At 62.3% G+C, this 21,405-nt stretch carries 19 protein-coding genes and 1 tRNA gene; 14 read left to right on the top strand and 6 right to left on the bottom strand.

Annotated elements, in window-relative coordinates:
* Positions 1-2 precede the first annotated feature (2 nt).
* Entirely contained in the window at positions 3-542 is a 540-nt protein-coding gene (locus tag SM755_RS05325) for a macro domain-containing protein (protein ID WP_323171748.1), read from the bottom strand.
* Between the two features lie 87 nt (positions 543-629).
* Complete coding sequence (locus SM755_RS05320; protein ID WP_006663797.1) at positions 630-887, bottom strand: hypothetical protein; 258 nt, start codon at positions 885-887, stop codon at positions 630-632.
* Between the two features lie 160 nt (positions 888-1,047).
* Between SM755_RS05320 and SM755_RS05315 the strand changes: the two genes are divergently transcribed.
* Complete coding sequence (locus tag SM755_RS05315; RefSeq protein WP_006109216.1) at positions 1,048-1,215, top strand: hypothetical protein; 168 nt, start codon at positions 1,048-1,050, stop codon at positions 1,213-1,215.
* Positions 1,216-1,436: 221 nt separating this feature from the next.
* Here the strand turns inward: SM755_RS05315 and dpsA are convergent, their stop codons facing one another.
* Entirely contained in the window at positions 1,437-1,982 is a 546-nt protein-coding gene (gene dpsA, locus SM755_RS05310) for a DNA starvation/stationary phase protection protein DpsA (RefSeq protein WP_006663798.1), read from the bottom strand.
* A gap of 203 nt (positions 1,983-2,185) precedes the next feature.
* Between dpsA and SM755_RS05305 the strand changes: the two genes are divergently transcribed.
* Entirely contained in the window at positions 2,186-3,655 is a 1,470-nt protein-coding gene (locus SM755_RS05305) for an aldehyde dehydrogenase family protein (RefSeq protein WP_323171747.1), read from the top strand.
* Between the two features lie 138 nt (positions 3,656-3,793).
* Here the strand turns inward: SM755_RS05305 and SM755_RS05300 are convergent, their stop codons facing one another.
* Positions 3,794-5,014 carry a hypothetical protein gene (locus SM755_RS05300; RefSeq protein ID WP_323171746.1) on the bottom strand — a complete coding sequence of 407 codons (1,221 nt, stop codon included), beginning with the start codon at positions 5,012-5,014 and terminating at the stop codon, positions 3,794-3,796.
* A 126-nt stretch (positions 5,015-5,140) separates the two neighbouring features.
* Between SM755_RS05300 and SM755_RS05295 the strand changes: the two genes are divergently transcribed.
* The 11 genes from SM755_RS05295 (at position 5,141) to SM755_RS05245 (ending at position 16,813) form a co-directional block, all read left to right on the top strand.
* The gene (locus SM755_RS05295) at positions 5,141-6,136 is read left to right on the top strand and encodes a carbohydrate kinase (RefSeq protein WP_323171745.1); all 996 of its coding nucleotides are present in this window, start codon (positions 5,141-5,143) and stop codon (positions 6,134-6,136) included.
* Positions 6,137-6,252: 116 nt separating this feature from the next.
* A complete protein-coding gene (locus SM755_RS05290; protein WP_323171744.1) occupies positions 6,253-7,398 on the top strand; it encodes a YhjD/YihY/BrkB family envelope integrity protein in 1,146 nt (381 codons plus the stop codon).
* Positions 7,399-7,485: 87 nt separating this feature from the next.
* Positions 7,486-7,911 carry a hypothetical protein gene (locus SM755_RS05285; protein WP_323171743.1) on the top strand — a complete coding sequence of 142 codons (426 nt, stop codon included), beginning with the start codon at positions 7,486-7,488 and terminating at the stop codon, positions 7,909-7,911.
* Positions 7,912-7,990: 79 nt separating this feature from the next.
* A complete protein-coding gene (locus SM755_RS05280) occupies positions 7,991-8,467 on the top strand; it encodes a YbaK/EbsC family protein (protein ID WP_323171884.1) in 477 nt (158 codons plus the stop codon).
* A gap of 151 nt (positions 8,468-8,618) precedes the next feature.
* Positions 8,619-9,722 carry a metal ABC transporter solute-binding protein, Zn/Mn family gene (locus SM755_RS05275; RefSeq protein ID WP_323171742.1) on the top strand — a complete coding sequence of 368 codons (1,104 nt, stop codon included), beginning with the start codon at positions 8,619-8,621 and terminating at the stop codon, positions 9,720-9,722.
* Positions 9,722-10,462 (top strand): metal ABC transporter ATP-binding protein, encoded by a 741-nt coding sequence (locus SM755_RS05270; RefSeq protein ID WP_006663806.1) that lies wholly within the window; start codon positions 9,722-9,724, stop codon positions 10,460-10,462. Before SM755_RS05275 ends, SM755_RS05270 begins: the two co-directional genes overlap by 1 nt.
* A 125-nt stretch (positions 10,463-10,587) precedes the next feature.
* Entirely contained in the window at positions 10,588-11,598 is a 1,011-nt protein-coding gene (locus SM755_RS05265; RefSeq protein ID WP_049903038.1) for a metal ABC transporter permease, read from the top strand.
* Positions 11,599-11,759: 161 nt separating this feature from the next.
* Positions 11,760-13,859, top strand: coding sequence for an acetate--CoA ligase family protein (locus tag SM755_RS05260; protein ID WP_323171741.1), 2,100 nt, complete (start codon positions 11,760-11,762; stop codon positions 13,857-13,859).
* Positions 13,856-15,031 (top strand): phosphotransacetylase family protein, encoded by a 1,176-nt coding sequence (locus SM755_RS05255; RefSeq protein WP_323171740.1) that lies wholly within the window; start codon positions 13,856-13,858, stop codon positions 15,029-15,031. The genes SM755_RS05260 and SM755_RS05255 overlap by 4 nt, the downstream gene beginning before the upstream one ends.
* A gap of 315 nt (positions 15,032-15,346) precedes the next feature.
* Positions 15,347-16,432: a helix-turn-helix domain-containing protein gene (locus tag SM755_RS05250; protein ID WP_323171739.1), complete on the top strand. Its 1,086-nt coding sequence runs from the start codon at positions 15,347-15,349 to the stop codon at positions 16,430-16,432.
* A 75-nt stretch (positions 16,433-16,507) separates the two neighbouring features.
* Positions 16,508-16,813: a PRC-barrel domain-containing protein gene (locus SM755_RS05245; protein ID WP_006109231.1), complete on the top strand. Its 306-nt coding sequence runs from the start codon at positions 16,508-16,510 to the stop codon at positions 16,811-16,813.
* Positions 16,814-16,905: 92 nt separating this feature from the next.
* On the opposite strand, the gene SM755_RS05240 is transcribed toward SM755_RS05245, so the two are convergent.
* The gene (locus SM755_RS05240) at positions 16,906-18,354 is read right to left on the bottom strand and encodes a DHH family phosphoesterase (protein ID WP_323171738.1); all 1,449 of its coding nucleotides are present in this window, start codon (positions 18,352-18,354) and stop codon (positions 16,906-16,908) included.
* Positions 18,355-18,667: 313 nt separating this feature from the next.
* Here SM755_RS05240 and SM755_RS05235 point away from each other — a divergent pair.
* Positions 18,668-18,741 (top strand) — tRNA-Lys (locus SM755_RS05235).
* A gap of 1,017 nt (positions 18,742-19,758) precedes the next feature.
* Here the strand turns inward: SM755_RS05235 and SM755_RS05230 are convergent.
* Entirely contained in the window at positions 19,759-21,192 is a 1,434-nt protein-coding gene (locus SM755_RS05230) for a hypothetical protein (protein WP_323171883.1), read from the bottom strand.
* Positions 21,193-21,405 lie beyond the last annotated feature (213 nt).

Raw genomic sequence — 21,405 nt, 5'->3', positions numbered from 1 at the left:
CGCTATCGATCGGCAGCCCCGGTATCGTTCATTTCGGACTGTTCTGCCGCCCCGGTCGCAGCGCGGATCGTCTCGTACTCCGCGTCGCCGTACGCGATGAATCGAACGTCCGTCAGCGAGTTCGGGTCGGAGGCGGCGATTTCGTCGCCGATGATCGCTGCGCCGTCGGCGAGATCGAACCCGGCGACGCCGCAGCCGAGCGCCGGGATCACGAGCGACTCGCAGCCGAGTTCGTCCGCTCGCTCGAGCGCGTTTCGGGTCGCCTCGCGAATGCTTTCGGCGGTCGCCTCCCCGTCGCCATAGTGAGGCATTGCGGCGGCGTGGATGACGTACTCGGCGTCTAAATCGTAAGCGTCCGTGACTGCGGCTGCCCCGAGCTCGACCGGCCCGCGTTCCATCGCCTCGTCGTTAATTTTCTCGCCCGCACGTTGGCGGAGCGCCCCGGCGACGCCGGAGCCCATCCGGAGACTGGTGCCGGCCGCGTTGACCAGTGCGTCTGCGGACTGTGCGGCGATGTCGCCCTGGATCACGTCGAACTCCATACAGTACGTATCCGGACCGAGGCCAATGAATCCGGGTGTCGCTTCTGCTTCGAGAACAGTACTCTCGCCGGCGAGTAGCCGGTCCGCTTACGCCGTGTGAATCCAGTTCCCGGCCGCCTGCCGGTCGTCGATGTCGTCGTTGGCGACGCCGTAGAACTTCTCGCGGCCGACCGGCGTCCGGAGTCGCAGTACCATGGTGTACTCCGTGACGGCGAACGCGGTAATCTCCCGATTCGAACCACGACACTCGAGTGTGAACTCGCGGGAGGCGTCGTCGTCAGTGGTCACACGAGTGCCGAGGGACCAACTCAGCGATTCGATGTTTTCGGGATCGATTCCGAACACCTGGGCGATCGCTGCCCGTCCGCGGTGTCGGCTGCCCGACCCCTGTGAGCAGCCATCATGGGAACTCATAGCCAAACGAACGAAACCAACCATGAAAAAAGATCCCATTTCGAAAGGCGACCAAAACCCTTTTAGATTTAGGCCCACCTAATCCCTCGTAATGGACGTGCCTGCCCGTAACGTGGACCCGACGACCGACGATGAACTCGACCTCCCCGCGGTGGCTGTTTCCTGCCACGAAACCCGGCCCGGGAAGATCGTCTTCACCGAGCAAGACAACAACGACGGCTGGATCGCGACCGACCTAACCGTCGACCTCGAGCCGTAAGTCCGATTCAGTCAGATCCGCTCGACACGCTGGCACCCGCTGGTTGGTCCAGTTATCGCGCCTTCGTTTCTCCAGTGTTCTCTGCCGGATGGCACGGACACCGCGACAACACTTCTCCTTGGTGGGATACTGGATGGCGTCATGTCGCCTATCAGTCGTCTATCGTAGGCACGTAGACGGGCAAAAATAATCCGCCGTCGACGCGGTCGGCTCCTAATACCTTAGTGCGTCGCCTCTTCGAGCACCAGCGTGTCGTCTTCGAGGTAGTGCTCGAAGTGGTGACCGTCGTCCTCGAGCGTCACGAGGATGTCCCGGAGGATTTCCGCAGTCGCGTAATCGCCGAGGTTCTCGGCGAGTTCGATGCTGTCACGCATCGATTCGATGATGTCGCCGTACATCTCGAGGTCGTTCTCGAACGCGGACCGGATGTCGAGGACGTCTTCGCCCTCGAACTCGACGGTTGCCCGCTCTTCCTGGTTCGATGGCCCGGAGACCGGGACGCCGCCGAGGGCCTGCGCGCGCTCTGCGATCTCGTCGGCACCCTCTTCGACGTGCTCGTAGGACTCTTCCAAGAACTCGTGGAGCGGCAGGAACTCGGCGCCCTCGACGACCCAGTGGTGCTTCTTGAGCTGGTGGTAGAGGACGTACGAGTTCGCCAGTTCGGTGTTCAACGCGTCGACGATCTGCTCGGCTTTGTCCTGTTCGAGGCGGAGTTCGTTCTCCTCGACGGTATCGGCCGATTGACGGACGGTCTTCTGAGTGCTCATCTCATTCGGTGATACACGCGCTTTCCACTTAAAGGTTTCCCCAACACAGAACATTTTTTTGGCTATCCGAAAACAGAGTTCTTGTAGCGGCGCTATTATTTGCTATAGTGGAATCGATGTATCGTTCACCACTACGGTCAAAAATTGTGCCGTTTTTTCGGGGCTGAGTAAACATTTTCAGTGTGGGGGTCGAAAGGGAACGTATGGCAACAAGAGCGGCACAGCGGCGAGAGCGGATCTTCGTCGATGGGGACTGGCTCGAAACCGACGAGACCATCGCAGTCTCGGACCTCGCCGACGGCGGAACCTTCGCTCAGGTCGGCGCGACCGGGCCGGCCGCAGCGCGGACGGCACTCGAAGCGGCCCACGAGATCAAACCCGAACTGCGCCAGACGACCGTCGTCGAGCGCGCCGAGTGGTGCGAAGCGATCGCCGAAGGTCTTCGCGAGCGCGAGGAAGAACTCGCCGAAGTTATCGTTCGTGAGGCGGGCAAGCCGATCTCCTCGGCTCGCGGCGAGGTCGGCCAGGCGGCGGAGCGCTTCGATCGCGCCGCCGAGGAGGCCCGAAACATCGTCAGCAAGGGCGAGTTCCGCGAGGGATCGACCGCGGGCCACGAGGGCTGGAACGCGATCGTCAAACACGAACCGATCGGTGCGGTGCTCTGTATCACGCCGTACAACTATCCACTTGCGACGACGGCATTACAGGTTGCCCCTGCACTCGCCGCGGGTAACAGCGTTCTGCTCAAGCCCGCAAGCAAGACGCCCGTCTCGGCTGCGATTCTCGCCGATGTCATCGCCGACGTCGACGGCATCCCGGACGGTGCATTCAACTTCGTTCCCGGTGACGCGAGCGAGATCGGCGACGTCCTGTCCGGAGACGACCGCATCAACGCGATCGCGATGACCGGTTCCTCGGGCGCGGGGAAACACGTCGCCGGCGAGAGCGGCATGGTCAATCTTCACATGGAACTGGGCGGCAATGCACCCGCTGTCGTCTTCGACGACGCCGACCTCACGGACGTTGCCGGCAACTGTGTCAAGGGCTCGCTGAAATACGCCGGCCAGCGTTGCTCGGCCGTCTCCCGCGTGCTCGCTCACGAATCGATCCACGACGATCTCGTCTCGCAGATCGACCGCACGATGGACGCCTGGGAAGCCGGCGATCTCTTCGACGAAACCACCGCCTTCGGTCCGCTCATCAGCGAAGACCAGGCCGAGTGGGTCCAGGAACTCGTCGACGACGCCGTCGAGAAGGGCGCAGACCTCGTCCGCGGCGGGGAGCGACGGGCCCCCGAGGGCGTGCCGGACGAACTCGCCGACCAGTTCTTCGAACCGACCCTGCTCGCCAACGTCCCCCACGACGCCCGTATCGTCGACGAGGAGCAGTTCGGCCCCGTCGCCGCTATCACGACGTTCGAAGACGAGGACGAAGCGATCGAACTCGCCAACGGTTCGGATCTCGCCCTCGACGCCGCGGTCTTCACTTCCGACTACGATCGCGCGATGCGACTGGCCGATCTGATCGACGCCGGTGCCGTCCGCATCAACGGTGCCCCCTCCCACGGCCTCGGCGACGTTCCCTTCGGCGGCAACAAGGACTCGGGTATCGGCCGCGAGGGCCTCGACGCCTCGATCCACGAGATGATGCGCAAGAAGAGCATCATTCTGTAGCCAACGCGACAGCCCCGCGTTGCTCGGCTCTCCGGCTCTTTGTAGTCTTTTAGCTTTTAGTCCTCTCGGACCAGGTCGCACTCACGGGTAGCGTCTCAACCGCCTGCCACACGGGAACGGCGATCGCTACAGAGCGATCTAGAACGCGACCGATCGGCTGGCAACGACCGTTTCAGTCTCACCGGCGACCACAATCGTCCGTACCGTCGTTTCGTCGCCCTCGTCGTACGCAAACGTCACGCTCTCGCCGACCGCAGCGATCGCGTCGCTTCTTCCCGCCCCGTCGATGATCTCGACCCGGTCGGCATTCCCGAGCGATGTGACTATCGTCGTGACGCGCCGGTCCACGCTATCGACATCGATGGTGACTCCCGCCTGTGCCTCCTGTTCGACCCGCTCTCCGCCCCAACTCGAGAGAGACGGAAGTTCAATTTCGGCGGTCGGAACCGTCGTCTCCGCCACGGCAACCGAGTGCAGCGCCTCGACCGAGAGCGTCTCGAACTCGTCCGCCAGGGAACTCCGTTCGAACTGGTCGGCGAGCGCAGCGGGGTCGGTGCCGTCCCCGGGTACCGCAACGAACGACACCGTCGACGTTTCTCCCGATACCGAAACGGCGTGACTGTATGCCGCAGGGTCCGACTCGCCGCCGTCTCCCACTCGCCCGACCGCGATCGCCGTCGTCTCGAGCCGATCGAGTACCGTCTCGAAGTCCGCGTCGGTTGCGACGCGCCGCACCGCGTCGTTTCGTCCGGCGTCGAGGATGGCATCGACGCCGACCCCCGCCGCTCGACTGGCGAGGAGCCACTCCGTCGAGACGGCGACTGCGCCGTCCTCGCCCTCGTAGACGGCGAACTCGTCGACCGACCACGTCGGCTCCGTCTGGACCCCGTCCCGGTCGAACGAGCCGGCGATAGCGACGTTGTCGTTCCCGCTTCCGGTGCCGAACGAGAGCGCGGCGTCGAGTTCAGCGCCGGCGAACTGGTCGGCAGCCGACACGCCGAAATCGTCGAGGCTGAACGCCGTCGACTCGCGAACGTCGGGACTGAACTCGGCGTCGTGCGCGCGAAGCGCGTCGAGGTCCGCGTAGTGGAAGACGAACTCGTCGTCGCCGGTCGTTTCGTCCGACGTGAGCGAACTGGGAACCCATCGTGCCAGTGCGGAGACGTCAACGCTAGCCCCGATCTCCGTCTCGAGGGATCTAGTCCCGTTCGCGTCGTCCGTCGTTCCGTTCGAACCGGACTCTGCTGGCGTCTCCGACTCAAAACCGTCGAGACAGCCTGCACTGATCGAGAGGACACCGATACTGCCGACCCCACCGGTCGTCACCAACAACCGGCGACGCGAATACTCGTCAGTCATCTCTGCTTCCACAAATTATAATTATAACAGGATATAATCCACGATCAGTCTCTGCGGATAGACGCGGTCCTCGAACGCAAGCGAGAGAGCGGACGGGAGGCTGCATCTATCCGATTGTCCTACTCTATGAGTACTGATCCGTCCATCCTCGTCGCTGGCGAAACGCTGATCGACTTCCTGCCGGAACGGCCCGGATCACTCACCGCGGTCGATAGCTTCGACCGTCGCCCCGGTGGCGCACCCGCAAACGTGGCCGTCGGCCTCGCTCGACTCGGAACCACACCGCTGTTCTGGACCCGCGTCGGCGACGACCCGTTCGGCCACTATCTCCGGGAGACGCTCACCGACGCCGGCCTCTCCGACCGGTACATCGAGTTCGATCCCGCGGCGAAGACGACGCTCGCGTTCGTCACCCACGACGCGGACGGCGACCGCGAGTTCACCTTCTATCGCGACGAAACGGCGGACACGCGACTCGAACCGGGCCGAATCGACGACGAGACGCTCGCCTCACTCGAGTGGGTTCACGTGGGGGGCGTCACGCTTGCCAGCGGCCCCGCCCGGGCCGCGACGCGCGACCTCATCGACCGGGCCGGCGAGGCCGGCTGTACGGTTTCGTTCGACCCGAACGCCAGACCGGAGCTGTGGCACACCGAGGAAACGTTTGCAAGCGTCTGTCGCGACGCGCTCGAGGGCGTCGACGTCTGTAAGGCAACCGCGGGTGAACTCGAGGCGCTCGGCTTTACCGGAGCGACGCCGACTGAACTCGGGCAAGCGGTGGTCGCTGGATCGACGGGTCCCCACACCGCCTTCGTCACGCGGGGCAGTGAGGGGGCCGTGGCCGTCGCCGGGCCGGATGCACCGTGGGGTAGCGGACACGCGGGAGCGTCGTCACTGGCCGTCGTCGAAACCGACGGCTACACCGTCGAGACGGTCGATACGACGGGAGCGGGCGACGCGTTCGTCGCCGGCATAATCACAGCGCTTCAGGGCGGCAAATCGGTGTCCGAAACGCTCGCTAGTAGCAGCGCTATCGCCGCGATTACGACGACCGAAACCGGTGCGATGACCGCGTTGCCGGACCGCGAGACGGTACGGGCGTTCCGTCGAGGGCGCTCGTAGTCCCCGCTTCGAGAGGCAGACCGCGGTGCACCGTTCGAGGCGGTGGCGATAGCACCGACGACGCATTGGGCACATCCAGGCGAACCACATATCTGGATTGACGGTGTGGCTTCGCTATGGCAACCGAACGCGAAGACGGCGGTGTCGCCTCGTTTGGCAAGACCGTAGTCGCTGGCATACAGGAGAAAAACGTTTCCTTCATGGCCGCTGGAATCGCCTATCAGGCGTTCATCTCGCTGCTTCCCCTTCTCGTCCTCGTCTTTTTCGTCGTCACCGTCGTCGGCGACGAGCAGTTCGCGGCCGAGGTCGCAACGGCAACGAGTGGCTTTCTGCCCGAGAGCGGTCAGGTCATGGTCGAGAACGCCATCTCCGAATCGCCGGCAACGGCGGGATCGACGCTCATCGGTGTCGTCGTTCTCGTGTGGGGGGCGCTCAAAATATTTCGCGGACTCGATACCGCGTTCTCTGAAATCTACGATTCGGCCGCGGAGAGTTCATTTGTCGGACAACTTCGCGATGCGGTGATCGTCCTCGGTGCGATCGGTGGTGCGTTGATCGCGGCAGGCGCGGCGAGTCTCGTCGTCGCGGTTTTCCCGGACGTTCCCTTCCTCGAGTTGGTGAACCCGATCCTTCTCGTGATCGTGCTCACGATCGCGTTCCTGCCGATGTACTACTACTTCCCGGACGTCGACGTCTCTCCCCGCCAGGTGCTTCCCGGCGTCGTCGTCGCAGCGGTCGGCTGGACGGTGCTCCAGTCGCTCTTTCAGGTCTACGTCTCGTTCGCGGGGAGTTCGGACTCTGCAGGCCCGGTGGGCGCGATCTTGCTCTTGCTCACCTGGCTTTACTTCGGCGGACTCATCTTGCTCGTCGGTGCCGTCGTCAATGCAGTCAGAAGCGGTCACTTCGATCAGTCGGACGCGGACGATCCAGTCCTGGAGACGTCGATTACCGCAACGGACCGTCCGTCCTTCGTCGACGACGCACAGCGCGACCGGACCCGTCTCCTCGATCGGATCGACCGCCTCGAACGCGAACGCGACCAACTTCGAAACGACCTCGCCGCCCAGCGCGCACGGCGATACCGCCTCGAAGATCGCGTCACCCACCTGGAAACGCTCACTCGCGATCTCGAAGACGAGACCGCGACCCTCCAGCGCGAACTCGACCAGCACGAGGACCCGCCGTGGAAACAACAGTTCCAGACGGCCCTCTCACACGTCGAGACCATCCGTATCGGTGTCGTCGAAGATCGAGGCGACTGACGGCGGTCACGACTGCGATTGCGGGACCGGACACGAGAGTCGCACTCGAGAGCGCTTATTACGCTCCCCGCCGACACCCCACACATCGTGTCTCACCCAGTACGGGCCGCCAGGCGACGGCTCTGTGACGACCACGCAGATACTATCGCAGCGATCGACGACTGTGCGGATCGCGTCACTACCTCCTGGGACACCGCTCGAACGACGAACCGCGACGCACTCGTCGACTCCCTGCGCGCCGAACTCGTGGCCGCAGGTATCTTCGATCGACTTCCGGCGGTCCTGGCAGCGGCCGTCGATGCGACAGCATCGGACCTGCAGGCAAGTCCCGTCCCTGCAGCGCCGTACGTCGTTGTAACGAGTCGCGGGCCGCTCCTTCGGGCGACGATCGATCCCGGGCGACTCGTCATCAGATTCGATGTTTTCGAAATCGTCCGCTCTGACGGTGCCGGTCATCGACCGGAGTACCACCGCGTAGACGGCGTTCGGCTGCACGTTTCGCTCGAACACTGAACGGATCACAACGAAAAGTAAGTCGGAGACGAGTCAGCGTTTTTACGGTGCAGTCGAAAGGTGCTATCGAATGTCGAACATGCACCCACGCGCACAGGCGTTCGCCGATCGGGCGCGCGACGAGTTCAGTTTCGAGCCGACGGTCGAGGAGTTCCCGGAGGGAACGAAGACGGCGGCAGACGCAGCGGCGGCAGTTGGCTGTCGGAAAGCCCAGATCGCGAGTTCGCTCGTCTTCGACGTGGACGGCTCGCTGGTGGTGTCGGTGACGAGCGGCGCGAATCGCGTCAGCGAGGCGGCGCTCGGCGAGGTCTTCGACGCGCCGGCGGCCGCGGTGTCGATGGCCGATGCCGAGCGGATTCGAACTGAACTCGGCTGGTCGATCGGCGGTGTGCCGCCGTTCTGTCACGAGCGGGCGGTCCCGGTCGTGCTTGACGAGACGTTGCTCACGTTCGAGACGGTCTGGGCGGCTGCGGGGACGCCGGAGGCGGTGTTTTCGATCGATCCGACGGCGTTGCAACAGTATGCAGATGCAGAGCCGGTGGCTGTTAGTGAGTAGACGACGGTTCAGTTTTTCGTCGTCACCGATGGGGCCTCCTGGTGAGCTACCGCCGAGTAGTTATTAATCTACCGTGCTGTATGATGGCCGGATTATTAACAGCAAGGTTCCGTATAATAACATATTTAGTCGACGGGCAATTGGTTCGGATATGGAACTCGAACGACGGACGTTTTTGGCGGCGAGTTCAGGATCACTCGCGGCCGGGGCACTGGCGGGGTGTCTCGATGACGTGGCTCGCGGGAGCGATGGGGTCGAGTCGGGGTATGCCGCATTTTTTGCGCTGTGGGATTGGGCCGATACCATTGGTGGCGATTCGGTGACGTTCGAAAACCCGGTCGGGACCGGCGAGGTTGGGCACGGCTGGGAGCCCGAAGCGGACTTGCTCGCGGAGATTGCAAAGAGTGACGCGTTCGTCTACCTCGATCTGCCGGAGTTCGCCTGGGCGCAGGAGGCGGCGGCGACGCTCGAGTCGGACTACGAGACGGTAGCCGTAATCGATGCGCTCGAGGGACTCGACGACGAGTTACTGGCGTGGAATCACGAGCACGATTCCGACGAACACGACGGGCACGATCACGATCACGACCACGAACACGAGGAGGACTCCCACGACCACGCTACCGATGAGGGAGACGACGCTGAGCACGATCACGACCACGACGACGGAGGATCTCACGATGGGCACGACCACGGCGCTGTCGATCCCCATGCCTGGGTCGACCCGGTCCTCGCCCAGCGTATCGTCACGACTATCGCGGATGGCCTCGCCGACGCCGATCCCGATAACGAGGAGACGTTCCGGGAGAACGCCGAAACGTACACCGACCGGCTCGCCGAACTCGACGACGAGTTCAGCACCATCACTGGGGAAGCCGAGCACGATGTCGCCATCCTCGCCGGACACAACTCCTATCAGTACCTCGAACACCGCTACGATATCGAGGTGCACACGCCGTCCGGCGTGTCACCGCAGGACGAACCGAGTATTACCGATATTTCGGAGACGATCGATCGCATCGAGGACCACGACATCGACACGATTCTCTACGATCGCTTCGAGGTCACGTCCGAGGATGAATTCCCGCCGCTCGCCGAGACGATCCTGGCGGAGAGCACCGCGACGAACGCGGTTCCGGTCACGTCCGGGGAGGGGACACTCCGGGCCTGGCAAGAATCGGGCTGGGGGTACGTCGAACAAATGGAAGAGCTAAACGTTCCCGCGTTCAGAGAAGCACTTGGAGCGGATCACTAGTGACTGCAGTCGTCTCTCTCGAGAACGTGACGTTCGCCTACGGCGAGCAGCCGGCCGTCCGCGACGTGTCCCTCACCGTCGATCAGGGCGATTTTCTCGGTCTTATTGGCCCGAACGGCTCCGGAAAGACGACGCTCTTGCATCTCATGCTCGGCCTGCATAGTCCCGACAGCGGCTCGATCGAACTCTTCGGCGAGCCCGCCTCGGCGTTCTCCGAGGGCGAACGGATCGGCTACGTTTCCCAGCAGGCGACCAGCCGCGGCGGCACGATGCCCGTTACCGTTCGCGAGGTCGTGACGATGGGCCGGTTCGCCCACGTGGGCCACGGTCGGCTGACCGAGGCAGATCACGACATCGTCACGGACGCCCTCGAAACGGTCGGCATCACCGCACTCGCCGATCGACAGGTCACGCAGCTCTCGGGCGGCCAGCGCCAGCGGGCGTTCATCGCTCGCGCGCTCGCCTCCGAGGCCGACCTGCTCGCGCTCGACGAACCAACCGTCGGCGTCGACGCTGAGTCCCGTGACGAGTTCTACCAGTTGCTCGACTCGCTCAACGACTCGGGCATCACGATCATCCTCATCGAACACGATATCGGCGTCGTCACCGACCGGGCAAATCGTATCGCCTGTCTCAACACGGAGCTATACCACCACGGCGATACCGAATCGTTCGTCGAGAGCGACGCGCTCACGGAGGCCTACGGGACGACCGGACATGTCGTCGAACACCATCATTAGTCGATCGAATGCGGGACCTCACGCCGCTCATTGGGAGCGAGACCGGTACCGAGACGAGTGCCGATGCCAACGCCGACACCGACGCCGACACGACCACCAACACCACTGACACACACCACACACGGATGCACGACACCAGACGACGACTCGAACTCGGCGGAATCGCGCTGACCGGCTTGCTCGCCGTCGCGATGCTCGGATTTCTCACCCTCGATTGGCTACAGGAGTATCCGTACGCGTCGGCGCTGTACGAGCAGTTCCGGATCGCCGGACGGTTACTGGACTACTACCTCGGGACGAACGTCTTCTCTCACCCCTACCTGTGGCGGTCGATGGCGACGGGTGTTCTCATCGGCGTCGTCGGGCCGCTGGTCGGGACCTATCTCGTCCACCGCGAGATGGCACTGATCGGCGAAACGCTCGCGCACACGGCGTTCGCCGGCGTCGCGATCGGACTGTTGTTCAGTTCGACGACGGACTGGAGCGGCTCGCTCTTGCTCGTCGCGCTCGTCGTCGGGATCCTCGGTGCACTCGGCGTGCAGTGGCTCACCGAACGCACGGACACGTACGGCGATGTGCCGATCGCGATCATGCTCACCGGCAGTTTCGCCGTCGGCACGCTCATCATCAGCTACGGACGCGGACTCACGGGGCTTAACATCCAGAACTTTCTCTTTGGCAATCTCTCCGTGATCACGCCCTCCGGAGCGCGGCTGATGGGAATTCTGAGCGTCGTCGTCGTGGCAGTCGTCGCGGTGACGTACAAGCAACTGCTCTTTATCACGTTCGACGAGCAGGCCGCTCGCGTCGCCCGGCTGAACGTCACCTGGTACAACACGCTGTTGATCGTGATGACGGCCGTCGTCGTCGTCGGCGCGATGCAGGTCCTCGGCGTGATCCTCGTCGCGGCGATGCTCGTCATTCCCGTCGCAGCCGCAACGCAACTCGCACACAGTTTCCGCGAGACGCTGTATCTCTCGATACTCTTTGGCCAGGTCTCGATCATCGGAGGCTTCGCGCTCTCGATCTCTCAGAGCCTCCCCGCCGGCGGCTCGATCGTCGTCGTCGGAATCGTCGCCTACCTGCTCGCCGTTCTCGTTTCGGACCAATCCGCAGCTGCGGTGTCGGTTCACTGACCGCTCGGCCCTCCTTCCGTTTCCCGCTCGGCACGATCGTCGATCCACCACCGGTTCGTCTCGTCAGCAGCCATGGTCGTCTTCTAATTCGGTATCGTTCATCGCCAGCACGTGGGAACGTCACCCTACGTTTAACACGACTCTCGGCGAATTCACTCACGATGGGACGGTTATCCGAGCTGTTCGCACCCGATACCGTCGGCGTGATCGGCGCAACCGACCGCGAGGGCGCAGTCGGCCGCGCGATCCTCGAAAACCTGCGCGACGAGTTCAGCGGCGAGGTCGTGCCAGTCAATCCGAGCCACGACACGGTGCTCGGGATCGACGCGTATCCGGATGTAAAGAGCGCGCCGGCACTCGATCTCGCGGTCGTCGTCGTCCCGCCGCCTGTCGTCCTCGAGACGCTTCGTGAACTCGGCGAGTCGGGGACCGAACACGTCGTCGTCATCACGGCGGGGTTCGCCGAGACGGGCGGCGAGGGAGCCGACCGGGAGCGAGAACTCCGCGAGATCGCCGCCGAGTATGACCTCAATATCGTCGGCCCGAACAGTCTCGGCGTGATGTCGACGCCGGTCGACCTGAACGCGACGTTCGGGCCGGAGGGCGCGCTGGACGGCTCTATCTCGTTTATGAGCCAGTCGGGGGCGTTCATCACGGCCGTCCTCGACTGGGCGAACGAGCAGGGGATCGGCTTTCAGGATGTCGTCTCGCTCGGCAACAAGACGGTACTCGACGAGACGGACTTCGTCCGCGAGTGGGGCGACGATCCGGAGACGGACGTCGTCATCGGCTATCTCGAAGACATCGACGCCGGCGACGAGTTCATCCGGACGGCCCGCGAGGTCACCGACGACACGCCGATCGTGCTCGTCAAGTCGGGTCGGACCGACGCGGGGGCGCAGGCTGCCTCCTCTCACACGGGTGCGATCGCCGGGAGCGAGCGGGCCTACGAGGCCGGGCTGGAGCAGGCCGGCGTCCTGCGAGCGAACTCGGTCCAGGAGCTGTTCGATGCGGCGCGGGCGCTCTCGGGACTGCCGGAGCCCGACACCGACGGGGTCGCCGTCGTGACGAACGCTGGCGGGCCGGGCGTGTTGACCACCGATGCGGTCGGCGACTCGACGCTGGGGATGGCCGAGTTCAGCGACGAGACGATCGCGGCGCTGACCGAGACGATGCCCGATGAGGCGAACGTCTACAACCCAATCGACGCGATCGGGGATGCCGACACCGACCGCTTCGGCGACGCGCTCGAACTCGCGCTCGACGACCCGAACGTCGGGAGTGCGGTCGTCGTCAGCGCACCGACGGCGGTGATCGAGTACGACGAACTCGCCGAGGTCGTCATCGAGAAGTGCGAGGAATTCGACAAGCCCGTCGTTACCTGTATGATGGGCGGCGAACGGGCCCGAAACGCCGAGTCGGTGCTTCGCGAGTTCGGGATTCCGAACTACTTCGACCCGGCCCGGGCGGTCGGCGGACTCGACGCGCTCGCGCGGTACCGGGATATTCGCGACCGAACGGCCGACGACCCCGAGCGGTTCGACGTCGATCGCGAGCGAGCCCGAGAGATTTTAGAGCGAGTCGAGCGGCGAGATGACAACCGCCTCGGAATCGAATCGATGGAGTTGCTCGAGGCCTACGGCATCCCGACGCCACCGGGAGAGATCGTCGACGATCCGGCCCGCGCTCGCGAAGTCGCCGAGGGCATCGACGGCGATGTCGTCATGAAGATCGTCAGCCCGGACATCACCCACAAGTCCGACATCGGCGGCGTGAAAGTCGGCGTGAGCGACGACGAGGTGTACGACGCCTACGAAGACGTGGTCGCCAGAGCGCGCAACTACCAGCCCGATGCGACGATCCTCGGCGTACAGGTCCAGGCGATGCTCGATCTCGAGGAGACGACCGAAACCATCGTCGGGATGAACCGCGATCCGCAGTTCGGCCCGCTCTTGCTGTTCGGCCTCGGCGGTATCTTCGTCGAAATTCTCGAGGATACGTCGGTTCGCGTCGCACCGATCGGCGAGCGCGGGGCCCGCGAGATGATCGACGAGATTCGGGCGGCCCCGCTGTTGCGCGGGGCGCGCGGTCGCGAGCCGGCAGCAACCGACGCCATCGTCGAAACGATCCAGCGACTCTCCCAGCTGGTGACCGACTTCCCGGCGATTCTCGAACTCGACGTGAACCCGCTCGTCGCCGGCCCGGACGGCGTACAGGCGATCGACCTGCGATTGACCGTCGACACGGAGGAACTCCGATGACTGATACCGATACCGACACCGATACTGAAACCGAACTCGAAACCGACACCGACACTGGAACCGGTACTGAACTCGACACGGACGCCACGACGACCGAGGCCGATCCCGATACTGAGACGCTCCTCGTCGCCTCGCTCGAGGAAAGCACCGGCAAAACCGCGATCACGCTGGCCCTCGCCCGCCTCGCACGGGATCGCGGCGAGCGGGTCGGCTACATGAAGCCGAAGGGCACTCGTCTGCAGAGCAACGTCGGCAAGACCCTCGACGAAGATCCGTTACTCGCGCGCGAACTCCTCGATATCGACGCCGAGATGCACGACTTAGAACCCGTCGTCTACTCGCCGACATTCATCGAGCAGGCCATTCGGGGACGCGAGGACCCCGCCGAATTGCGCGAGCGGGTCGTCGAAGCCTACGAGACACTCGCCGCGGACTGCGATCGCATGTTTCTCGAGGGCGGCGGCCGGTACGACCTCGGCGGAATCGTCGATCTCACCGATGCCGATATTTCGGCGACCCTCGACACCCGCGTCGTCCTCGTCTCTCCCTACCAGAAACCCGGCGACATCGACACCGTTCTTACCGCCGCCGACGCGTTCGGTGATCGCCTCGCCGGCGTCGTCTTCAACCGCGTCTCTGACGTTGCCTACGACCAACTCGAAACCGATGTCGTCCCCTTCCTCGAAGGTCGCGGCGTTCCCGTCGTCGGAATCATCCCCAGCGAACGGTCCCTCTCCGGCGTCACCGTCGCCGACCTCGCGGACGAACTCGGTGGAACACTCGTCGCCGAAGCCGGCACCGACAGCTACGTCGAGCGCTTCGCCGTCGGTGCGATGGGTGCCGACAGCGCCCTGCGATACTTCCGGCGAACGAAAGACGCCGCCGTCATCACCGGCGGCGACCGAGCCGAAATACACACCGCGGCGCTCGAAGCCCCCGGCGTCAAGTGTCTCATCCTGACCGGCGGCCACCGCCCATCCGGCGCTATCGTCGGCGAGGCGACCGACCGAGAGATCCCGGTTATCTCCGTCCAGACCGACACCCTCACGACCGTCGAACGCGCCGAAGATATCGTCCGAAGCGGTCGAACGCGCGATGCCGCGACGGTCGACCGGATGGAGACGCTGCTCGCCGATCACACCACAGTCACGTCGCTGCTCGACTCGACCTAAGCCATCCTGTGAGGAAAATCCCTGGCGCGTCGTCGGGCAGCCCACACGCCAGGATCTGCCGGTTTGTCAGAGGCACCCCGGCACTGACCGTTGTCCTCGGACTCTTATCCCTTCATCTGTCGAAATCTGACCCAGGCCATTCTTCTTCGACTTAACTGTTTCTGTGTTTTATATACTAGTAGGTGATTCGAGTTCAGATACCTTGTTCCAACGGACCACGATTCACCCGACTGCGCCGCCGTCTTCAAACATTGCCTGGTAGCACCGACCGCAATCGGTCACCAGCCTTATACCGCTGTCACCCGACGACTCCCTATGGTCGGAGCGCCGCGATTGCTCGCCCTCGTGGACCGACGCGAATCGCTACTCCGCCACCTCGCAACCACTCCCGCTCGCCCCAGCGACCTCGCCGCTGCACTCGAGTGTTCCCGTTCGACGGTCGACAGAGCCCTCTCGGAACTCCAGGACGCCACCCTGGTCGAACGCGACCCTGATCGGGACTCGTATCACCTCACCGTCGCCGGTGAACTCGCACTCGAAGAGTTCAGCCAGTTTTCGACGCGACTCGAGCGAACGGCGTCTGCGAGCGGCCTGCTCGCATCGCTGCCGACTGACGGCGATTGCTGGCTGCCGTGGCAATTCCTCGACGCGGCGACCGTCGTCACGAACGCCCGCGACCCTGCACGACTTGCAGCGTCGCTTCCGGCGGGAATCGACCGGCAGACGCTGCGAACCCGTGCTGATTGTACTGGCGATTCGGATGGAGAGAGCACGACTGAGAGCGACCTTCCAACCCGGACGCTCGAAGCGCTGCTCGCCCTCGGACGCAATCCACACCATCAGGTGCTCGTCCCCGGCCCCATGCCCTGTCTCGCCAGCGCCTACCGCGCCACGGCTCCTCCGACCCCGGACGCAGCCGCTTCCGACGACGCTGACCCCTCCCGTCGTGAATTCGAGATTATCGGCCCCAGTGCAGTCATCCAGGGCCTGCTCACCGAGTTCCGGGAAGCCACCGCCGACGCCCTTTCGAGGGGCGACCTTTCCCTTCACGAACTCGACTCAGCACAGATACCACCGTACGGGCTGGTCGTCATCACGTGGGAGACAGCGACTGCCACCGGGGTATCCGAGACCCCTGAGACACCCGAGACATCCAAAACATCCGTAACTACCGACTCGACCGCCGGCAGTCCGTCCTCCGCTCGCGGTCCCTCCTCACCGACGCCGGCCACCCGCTCACCGTCGCCAGTCACTGAACTCGTGATCCTCATCGTCTGCCCCGACACCGAACTCGAGGGCTTGCTCGTCGCAACGACTCACGAGGCGTGTACGTGGGCTCGAGAGTTGATCGAGTCAAGACAAAAGGCAGCACAACGGCTATCAACGCCCTCTCCGGAGTGATGGGTGTGGGCCACTAGCACGAGTCCGTCAACAAGTGACTGTCGCGTCTGACCAACAATTAAGAGTTAGCCGCGCATGGACCCAGACATGGACGACACACCCCAGGAGATCACCTCCCTCGTCGGGCGCGAGGTCTACTCGAACAGCGGCGTCTTCGTCGGCGAGGTCGAAGACCTGCAACTGAACGTCGACGGCCAAACCGTCACCGGGCTTGCACTCGGCAGCCTGAACTCGGAGCTATTCGCCGAGGAGTCGACGACGGGACAGGGCGTGATCGTGCCCTACCGGTGGGTTCGGGCGGTCGGTGACGTAATCCTCATCAACGAAGTCGTCGAGCACGTTCGGGACCCGGACGAAGAGGAGTCGGAACTGGTGGCCTGATACGGACTGCTGTCAGTCATTTTCGGAGCGACTGGGAGCCGTCCTGCGGTCGCTCCGGAAAACAGTGACAGCAATCCGTATGGGTCGGGTCGTTAGCCGCCGTTCGATCCTTCCGTTCCGTCGACACCCATCGCATCGAACAGCGTTCGCTTGACCGCTTCCTCGGTCAACTCGAGCAGCGTATCCCGCGTGTCCTCCGAAATTTCGATGCCGGTAAAGATGCCGAGCGGGATCTCCGCACTGGCCTGGGTCGAGTGGCCGGCGGTCTCACCCATCTCGCCGTAGGCGTCGTCTAACACCTTACCGATGTTGATCCGGATGTCCTTCGAACGGCCCGCGAGGAAGATCGTCTCGTCGGCGATGCCGAAGACGGCCGTCGTGGTGACGCCCTCGAGATCCAGCAGATGACTCGCTGCCTGCGTTAGGGCCTCACGGTCGCGGACGAGACCGGCGTTAGAGACGAGGTGACTCCCCTGGACATCGCGGTTGGTGATCGCCTCGGCGAGCACGTCCAGCGTCTCCGGGGACATCGACGGTGATTCGACCTGTTCGAGGGTGTCGTGGTTGGCAAATGGATAGAGATAGGCCGCAGCGGTGAGATCGGCGGGGGTTGTGTCGCGTTTGAAATCCAGCGTCTCCGCGCGGATGCCATAGAGCAGGGCCGTCGCAACCTCCTCGGAGACGTTCATATCGAATTCCTGGATGTACTTCGTCATGATCGTCGAGGTCGAGGACATGTTCGGCCGGATGTCGACGAACTCGGGCTCGAACTCCTGTTCGGCCTCGCGGTGGTCGATCACGGCATCGACGGAGAGATCGAGTGCGGTCGACGTTTCGCGGTCGACCAGGGCGACGGTGTCGTAGACCGAGTGGTCCTCGATTTCGTCCCATTGGACGAGGTCGATGCCGAGGAGGTTGACGAACGCGCGGTTTTCCTGGTGGCCGACGTCACCCAGGTAGATGATGTCAGATTCGACGCCGAGGTGGCTGGCGATCGCCTGTAATGCGGCGGCGCTCGCGATGGAGTCCGGATCGGGGCTGTCCTGGGTGATGATTCCGAGCCGCGTACCAGTTTCTTCGACGAGTTGGGCGAGTTTGCCCGCGTTGTACTCGAGTTCACCTGACTCGAGGGCGCGAAGTGCGGATTCGGCGATGACGGAGGAGGGGTTGATGACGATGTCAGCGCCGAGGTCGGCGAGTTCGTCGCCGGAGACGGGATCGCTCGCGCGGGCGACGAGGAACTGGTTGTCGTTGTTGGCGCGGATGTGTTCGACGGCCTGTTTGTTCGCTTCGACGTTGGACGCGAGGATGAGGACGACATCGCGATCGGCGACGAGATCGGCGGCTTCGGGTTCGCGGATGTCGGCGGTACGTGCGTCTAAGTCCTGGTCGCGGAGGGATTCGACGCGGCTTTCGTCGCGGTCGATAATCAGAACGTCCTTGCCCTGTTCGACGAGTTCTTCTGCGACGGCGTACCCGACGCTCCCGCAGCCTAAGATAGCGTAGTCAGAGATCGATGAAATGGTTACCCCCGTACTCATGTGAACGTGTGGTCGGACCGACCGCACTTAACCTTCCCGAAGAGTGTGACGTTATGGTACGGTGGATAGTTCTCCGATCGTGAGTTGGTGTTCGTTATAGCATTGTAGCGGGTGTCGTGACTGTGGCGTGTGACGGAACGCGTTTCCGGGTTGGTTTCCGGCTCGGAGCAGAGGGGGTGGAACTCGTGTGAGTGGAGACGAGACGATGTGGGCCGCTATCGAGCAACCGGTGGTGGGACGTGCGTGGGCCCCTCTGTCATAACGGTCCTCAAGGGAAACGTATTTTACCGGCCGAGAAAAAGTCGGAGGTGAAGGGCCGGTAGCTCAGTCCGGCAGAGCGTCTGACTCTTAATCAGACGGTCGCGTGTTCAAATCGCGCCCGGCCCGCTTCTCCGCAGCGTGCATCCAATTCCCAAGGGTGTACCGTATCTCTTGCTGATATTTGATTGCCATTGCGGGTGGGTAACTTGGTGTCGGGTTGTAAGAGTCTTAGCGTCCATATCCTCAGCGGTGACGTGATACTGCGCAGTGAAGCCACTTATACTGTCGAGCAGAACTATATTATAATTTGTCACTCCGTGTCTCGAAGCATTATGTTCAGCCCTACCTCAACTTCCCGACTCTCTTGTTGAACGATGACACCGACTGGTTCCGCAAAATCCAAAGTTACGAGTCATCGATATGAGCGACCCGTTGATATCAAAAAGTCGTTAACTATAACATCAAATATTTTTTATTATAGTATAAAAAGATAAAATAGTTCCGAATATAATACCTGAAATACCTAGGAGGAATAACGTGGCAAAATCATTATAGAGGGTAACTACCTGAAGACATGCTAGTCCAACTAATGTTATTTGAATTCCGAGAGTCATCAATATCTGATTATTCTTGAGGGGCATTTGTACTAGTATAATTTATTGCAGTATAGTGGTAGTTGTCGTATTCGAGACGAGCTAATCGATTTATTCAATCATCTCTGATTGATATACCTTAATATCGTTACCATCTGGATCAGTCACAACTGGATGCTCTGTAACATCAAAGGAAGGATCGAATTCAATCATAGGATTCGACAAGTCACAAACATAACTATTCAGAGCAGATATTATCCACTCATCATATGCGGAATCATCATCATCAAATTACCACTACTCTTCGCAGTAGTGGTTCCCATAGGCGTACCTAGCATTCCAGATGCACTTACTGCCTTAAGCAGGGTTCCTCCCTGCATACTATTATGTACTAACAATCAATTATTGAATCTGTCTATCTTATTCACTTATAATACTAAGAAGTGTTGGGTTTGTTCGAAGCTGGTTTGAGAGAACAAGATCAAGGAGTCAATTATAGGGGTTGTACTTCTTGACGGTCAATACGATAGTTCCCAGAGAGTATTACCGACTACCGATCGTCTCGAACGCCGGCGGGGAACTCGTTGCCCGATAACTCCACGGCACCGGAGTCGCTCGTGATGCGAAGCGAGTTGGCGTTCGCAATCGGCTGGGCGGCGGAGTTTTCGATCGTCACGTCGGCCGCGCCGTTGACGACGATCGGTGTGTCTCGCGTTTCGAACTCGCTGTCGGAGATGGTGTAGTTCTCGCCGCGGAGTTCGATGCCGCGCCGTTTGGTGTCGCCGGGTTGGTCGATATCGAGCCCGGTGAACTGGCAATTGTGGCGCTGACAGAAGATTGCGTGCCGAAGCGTGGTCCCGGGTGCATCGCCGGTGACGCGGACGTTCGACAGGTCGACGCCGCCGCCGTCCTCGCCGAGGATGCGAACGGCATTTGCGCTCCCGGCCATGTCGACGGTGACGTTTTCGATGGTCGTCGGCCCGTTGCCGGAATCGAGTCGGATCCCGTTTGCGGGTTGTGCACCGACGCTGATATCGGTGTTCGAAATGGTCGTTTCGTCGACATCGCTCATGACTCTGATGGCGTCGCCGTTTGGTTCCGGGACGGCGATCGTCGCATCTTCGATGGTAAATCGATCGCCGCCGTCGAGTCGGATCGCGTGTTGGCCCGCCGAGCCGTGTGGGTCGTCGTCGACGACGACCGTTGCGCCGCTGACCGCGGCGGTCGAGCCGTTGAGTCGGATCGAGGCAGTCCCGCTGTTTCGGAAGTAGCCACCACTGATGCCGACGCGACCCGTCTGGTTCGAGGAGTACAATCCGTTATCGGGGAACCCACCCAGAATACAGTTCTCAAACACGAGCGTCCCGCGGTGGTTCCCGTTGACGTGGATGCCGGTTGCGCCACGCCACATGTTGCCCTCGTTCGGCGTCTCGTCGACGTGGACGGCACCGTCAGGCGCCTGGAAACAGTTGACGAGTCCCTCGCCATCGGGGTCGAGCACGTTGAACAGGCCCGGCCCCCAGGTTCCGCTGTCGTGGACGCCATCGATTCTCACGTTCCGAACGATAAGGCCGTCCTCGACCTCCGCGTTGATGACGCGAATACCCGTCTCCGATGCGGTCTGGTCGACGTCGAACCCTTCGAACCGAAGATCGTTGCCGGGAACCTCGTGCGTTCCCAGTCGGAATAGTCGGTATTGTGGGCCGTCGAACTCGTGATAGTTTGCCGGAACGAGCGTCGCGTCCTCCCCCACGAAGCCGACGTTTTCGAATCCAGTGAATCGGAGCTGTTCGTCCATGTAGTATCGCCCTTCGGGGAACTCGAGGAGCGTATCGTCTCCAACGTGCTCTCGAAGGACGGGCGTAATTGATTCGTTTCCGTCGGGGTCTGCACCGGCTTCAACGACGTCGATGACGGTGTCGTACTGACTCCGTACATCGTCGTCGGCCGCTGCTACTGAGCCGACGCTGGCAAGTGAGGCCACCGATCCGGCCGCAACGAGACTGCCTTTTAGATACGATCGTCGACTGAACTGCTGACTGCGTCCGTCGTTTGAAGTCACGTCCTCCCTTCTGGAGGTTGGGGTATTACGTATATTCTGCGTAAATTTTCTATTAATTCCCAGAGTATTCGAACGACGATTGACCGTTCGTCAACAGCGACGATAGCTTGCGATTTTGCGAGTTACTCGCGTTCG

The organism is Natrialba sp. PRR66, assembly GCF_034808065.1.
GTDB classification, from domain to species: domain Archaea; phylum Halobacteriota; class Halobacteria; order Halobacteriales; family Natrialbaceae; genus Natrialba; species Natrialba aegyptia.
The sequence above is the reverse complement of the archived record's forward strand: the minus strand, read 5'-3'. Positions and strand labels throughout refer to the sequence as shown.

Bases quoted from the DNA above. Each gene is read 5' to 3' on its own strand.
- SM755_RS05325 (WP_323171748.1), bottom strand. From the start codon at position 542: ATGGAGTTCGACGTGATCCAGGGCGACATCGCCGCACAGTCCGCAGAC.
- SM755_RS05315 (WP_006109216.1), top strand. From the start codon at position 1,048: ATGGACGTGCCTGCCCGTAACGTGGACCCGACGACCGACGATGAACTC.
- dpsA (WP_006663798.1), bottom strand. From the start codon at position 1,982: ATGAGCACTCAGAAGACCGTCCGTCAATCGGCCGATACCGTCGAGGAG.
- SM755_RS05305 (WP_323171747.1), top strand. From the start codon at position 2,186: ATGGCAACAAGAGCGGCACAGCGGCGAGAGCGGATCTTCGTCGATGGG.
- SM755_RS05300 (WP_323171746.1), bottom strand. From the start codon at position 5,014: ATGACTGACGAGTATTCGCGTCGCCGGTTGTTGGTGACGACCGGTGGG.
- SM755_RS05295 (WP_323171745.1), top strand. From the start codon at position 5,141: ATGAGTACTGATCCGTCCATCCTCGTCGCTGGCGAAACGCTGATCGAC.
- SM755_RS05290 (WP_323171744.1), top strand. From the start codon at position 6,253: ATGGCAACCGAACGCGAAGACGGCGGTGTCGCCTCGTTTGGCAAGACC.
- SM755_RS05280 (WP_323171884.1), top strand. From the start codon at position 7,991: ATGCACCCACGCGCACAGGCGTTCGCCGATCGGGCGCGCGACGAGTTC.
- SM755_RS05275 (WP_323171742.1), top strand. From the start codon at position 8,619: ATGGAACTCGAACGACGGACGTTTTTGGCGGCGAGTTCAGGATCACTC.
- SM755_RS05265 (WP_049903038.1), top strand. From the start codon at position 10,588: ATGCACGACACCAGACGACGACTCGAACTCGGCGGAATCGCGCTGACC.
- SM755_RS05260 (WP_323171741.1), top strand. From the start codon at position 11,760: ATGGGACGGTTATCCGAGCTGTTCGCACCCGATACCGTCGGCGTGATC.
- SM755_RS05255 (WP_323171740.1), top strand. From the start codon at position 13,856: ATGACTGATACCGATACCGACACCGATACTGAAACCGAACTCGAAACC.
- SM755_RS05250 (WP_323171739.1), top strand. From the start codon at position 15,347: ATGGTCGGAGCGCCGCGATTGCTCGCCCTCGTGGACCGACGCGAATCG.
- SM755_RS05245 (WP_006109231.1), top strand. From the start codon at position 16,508: ATGGACCCAGACATGGACGACACACCCCAGGAGATCACCTCCCTCGTC.
- SM755_RS05240 (WP_323171738.1), bottom strand. From the start codon at position 18,354: ATGAGTACGGGGGTAACCATTTCATCGATCTCTGACTACGCTATCTTA.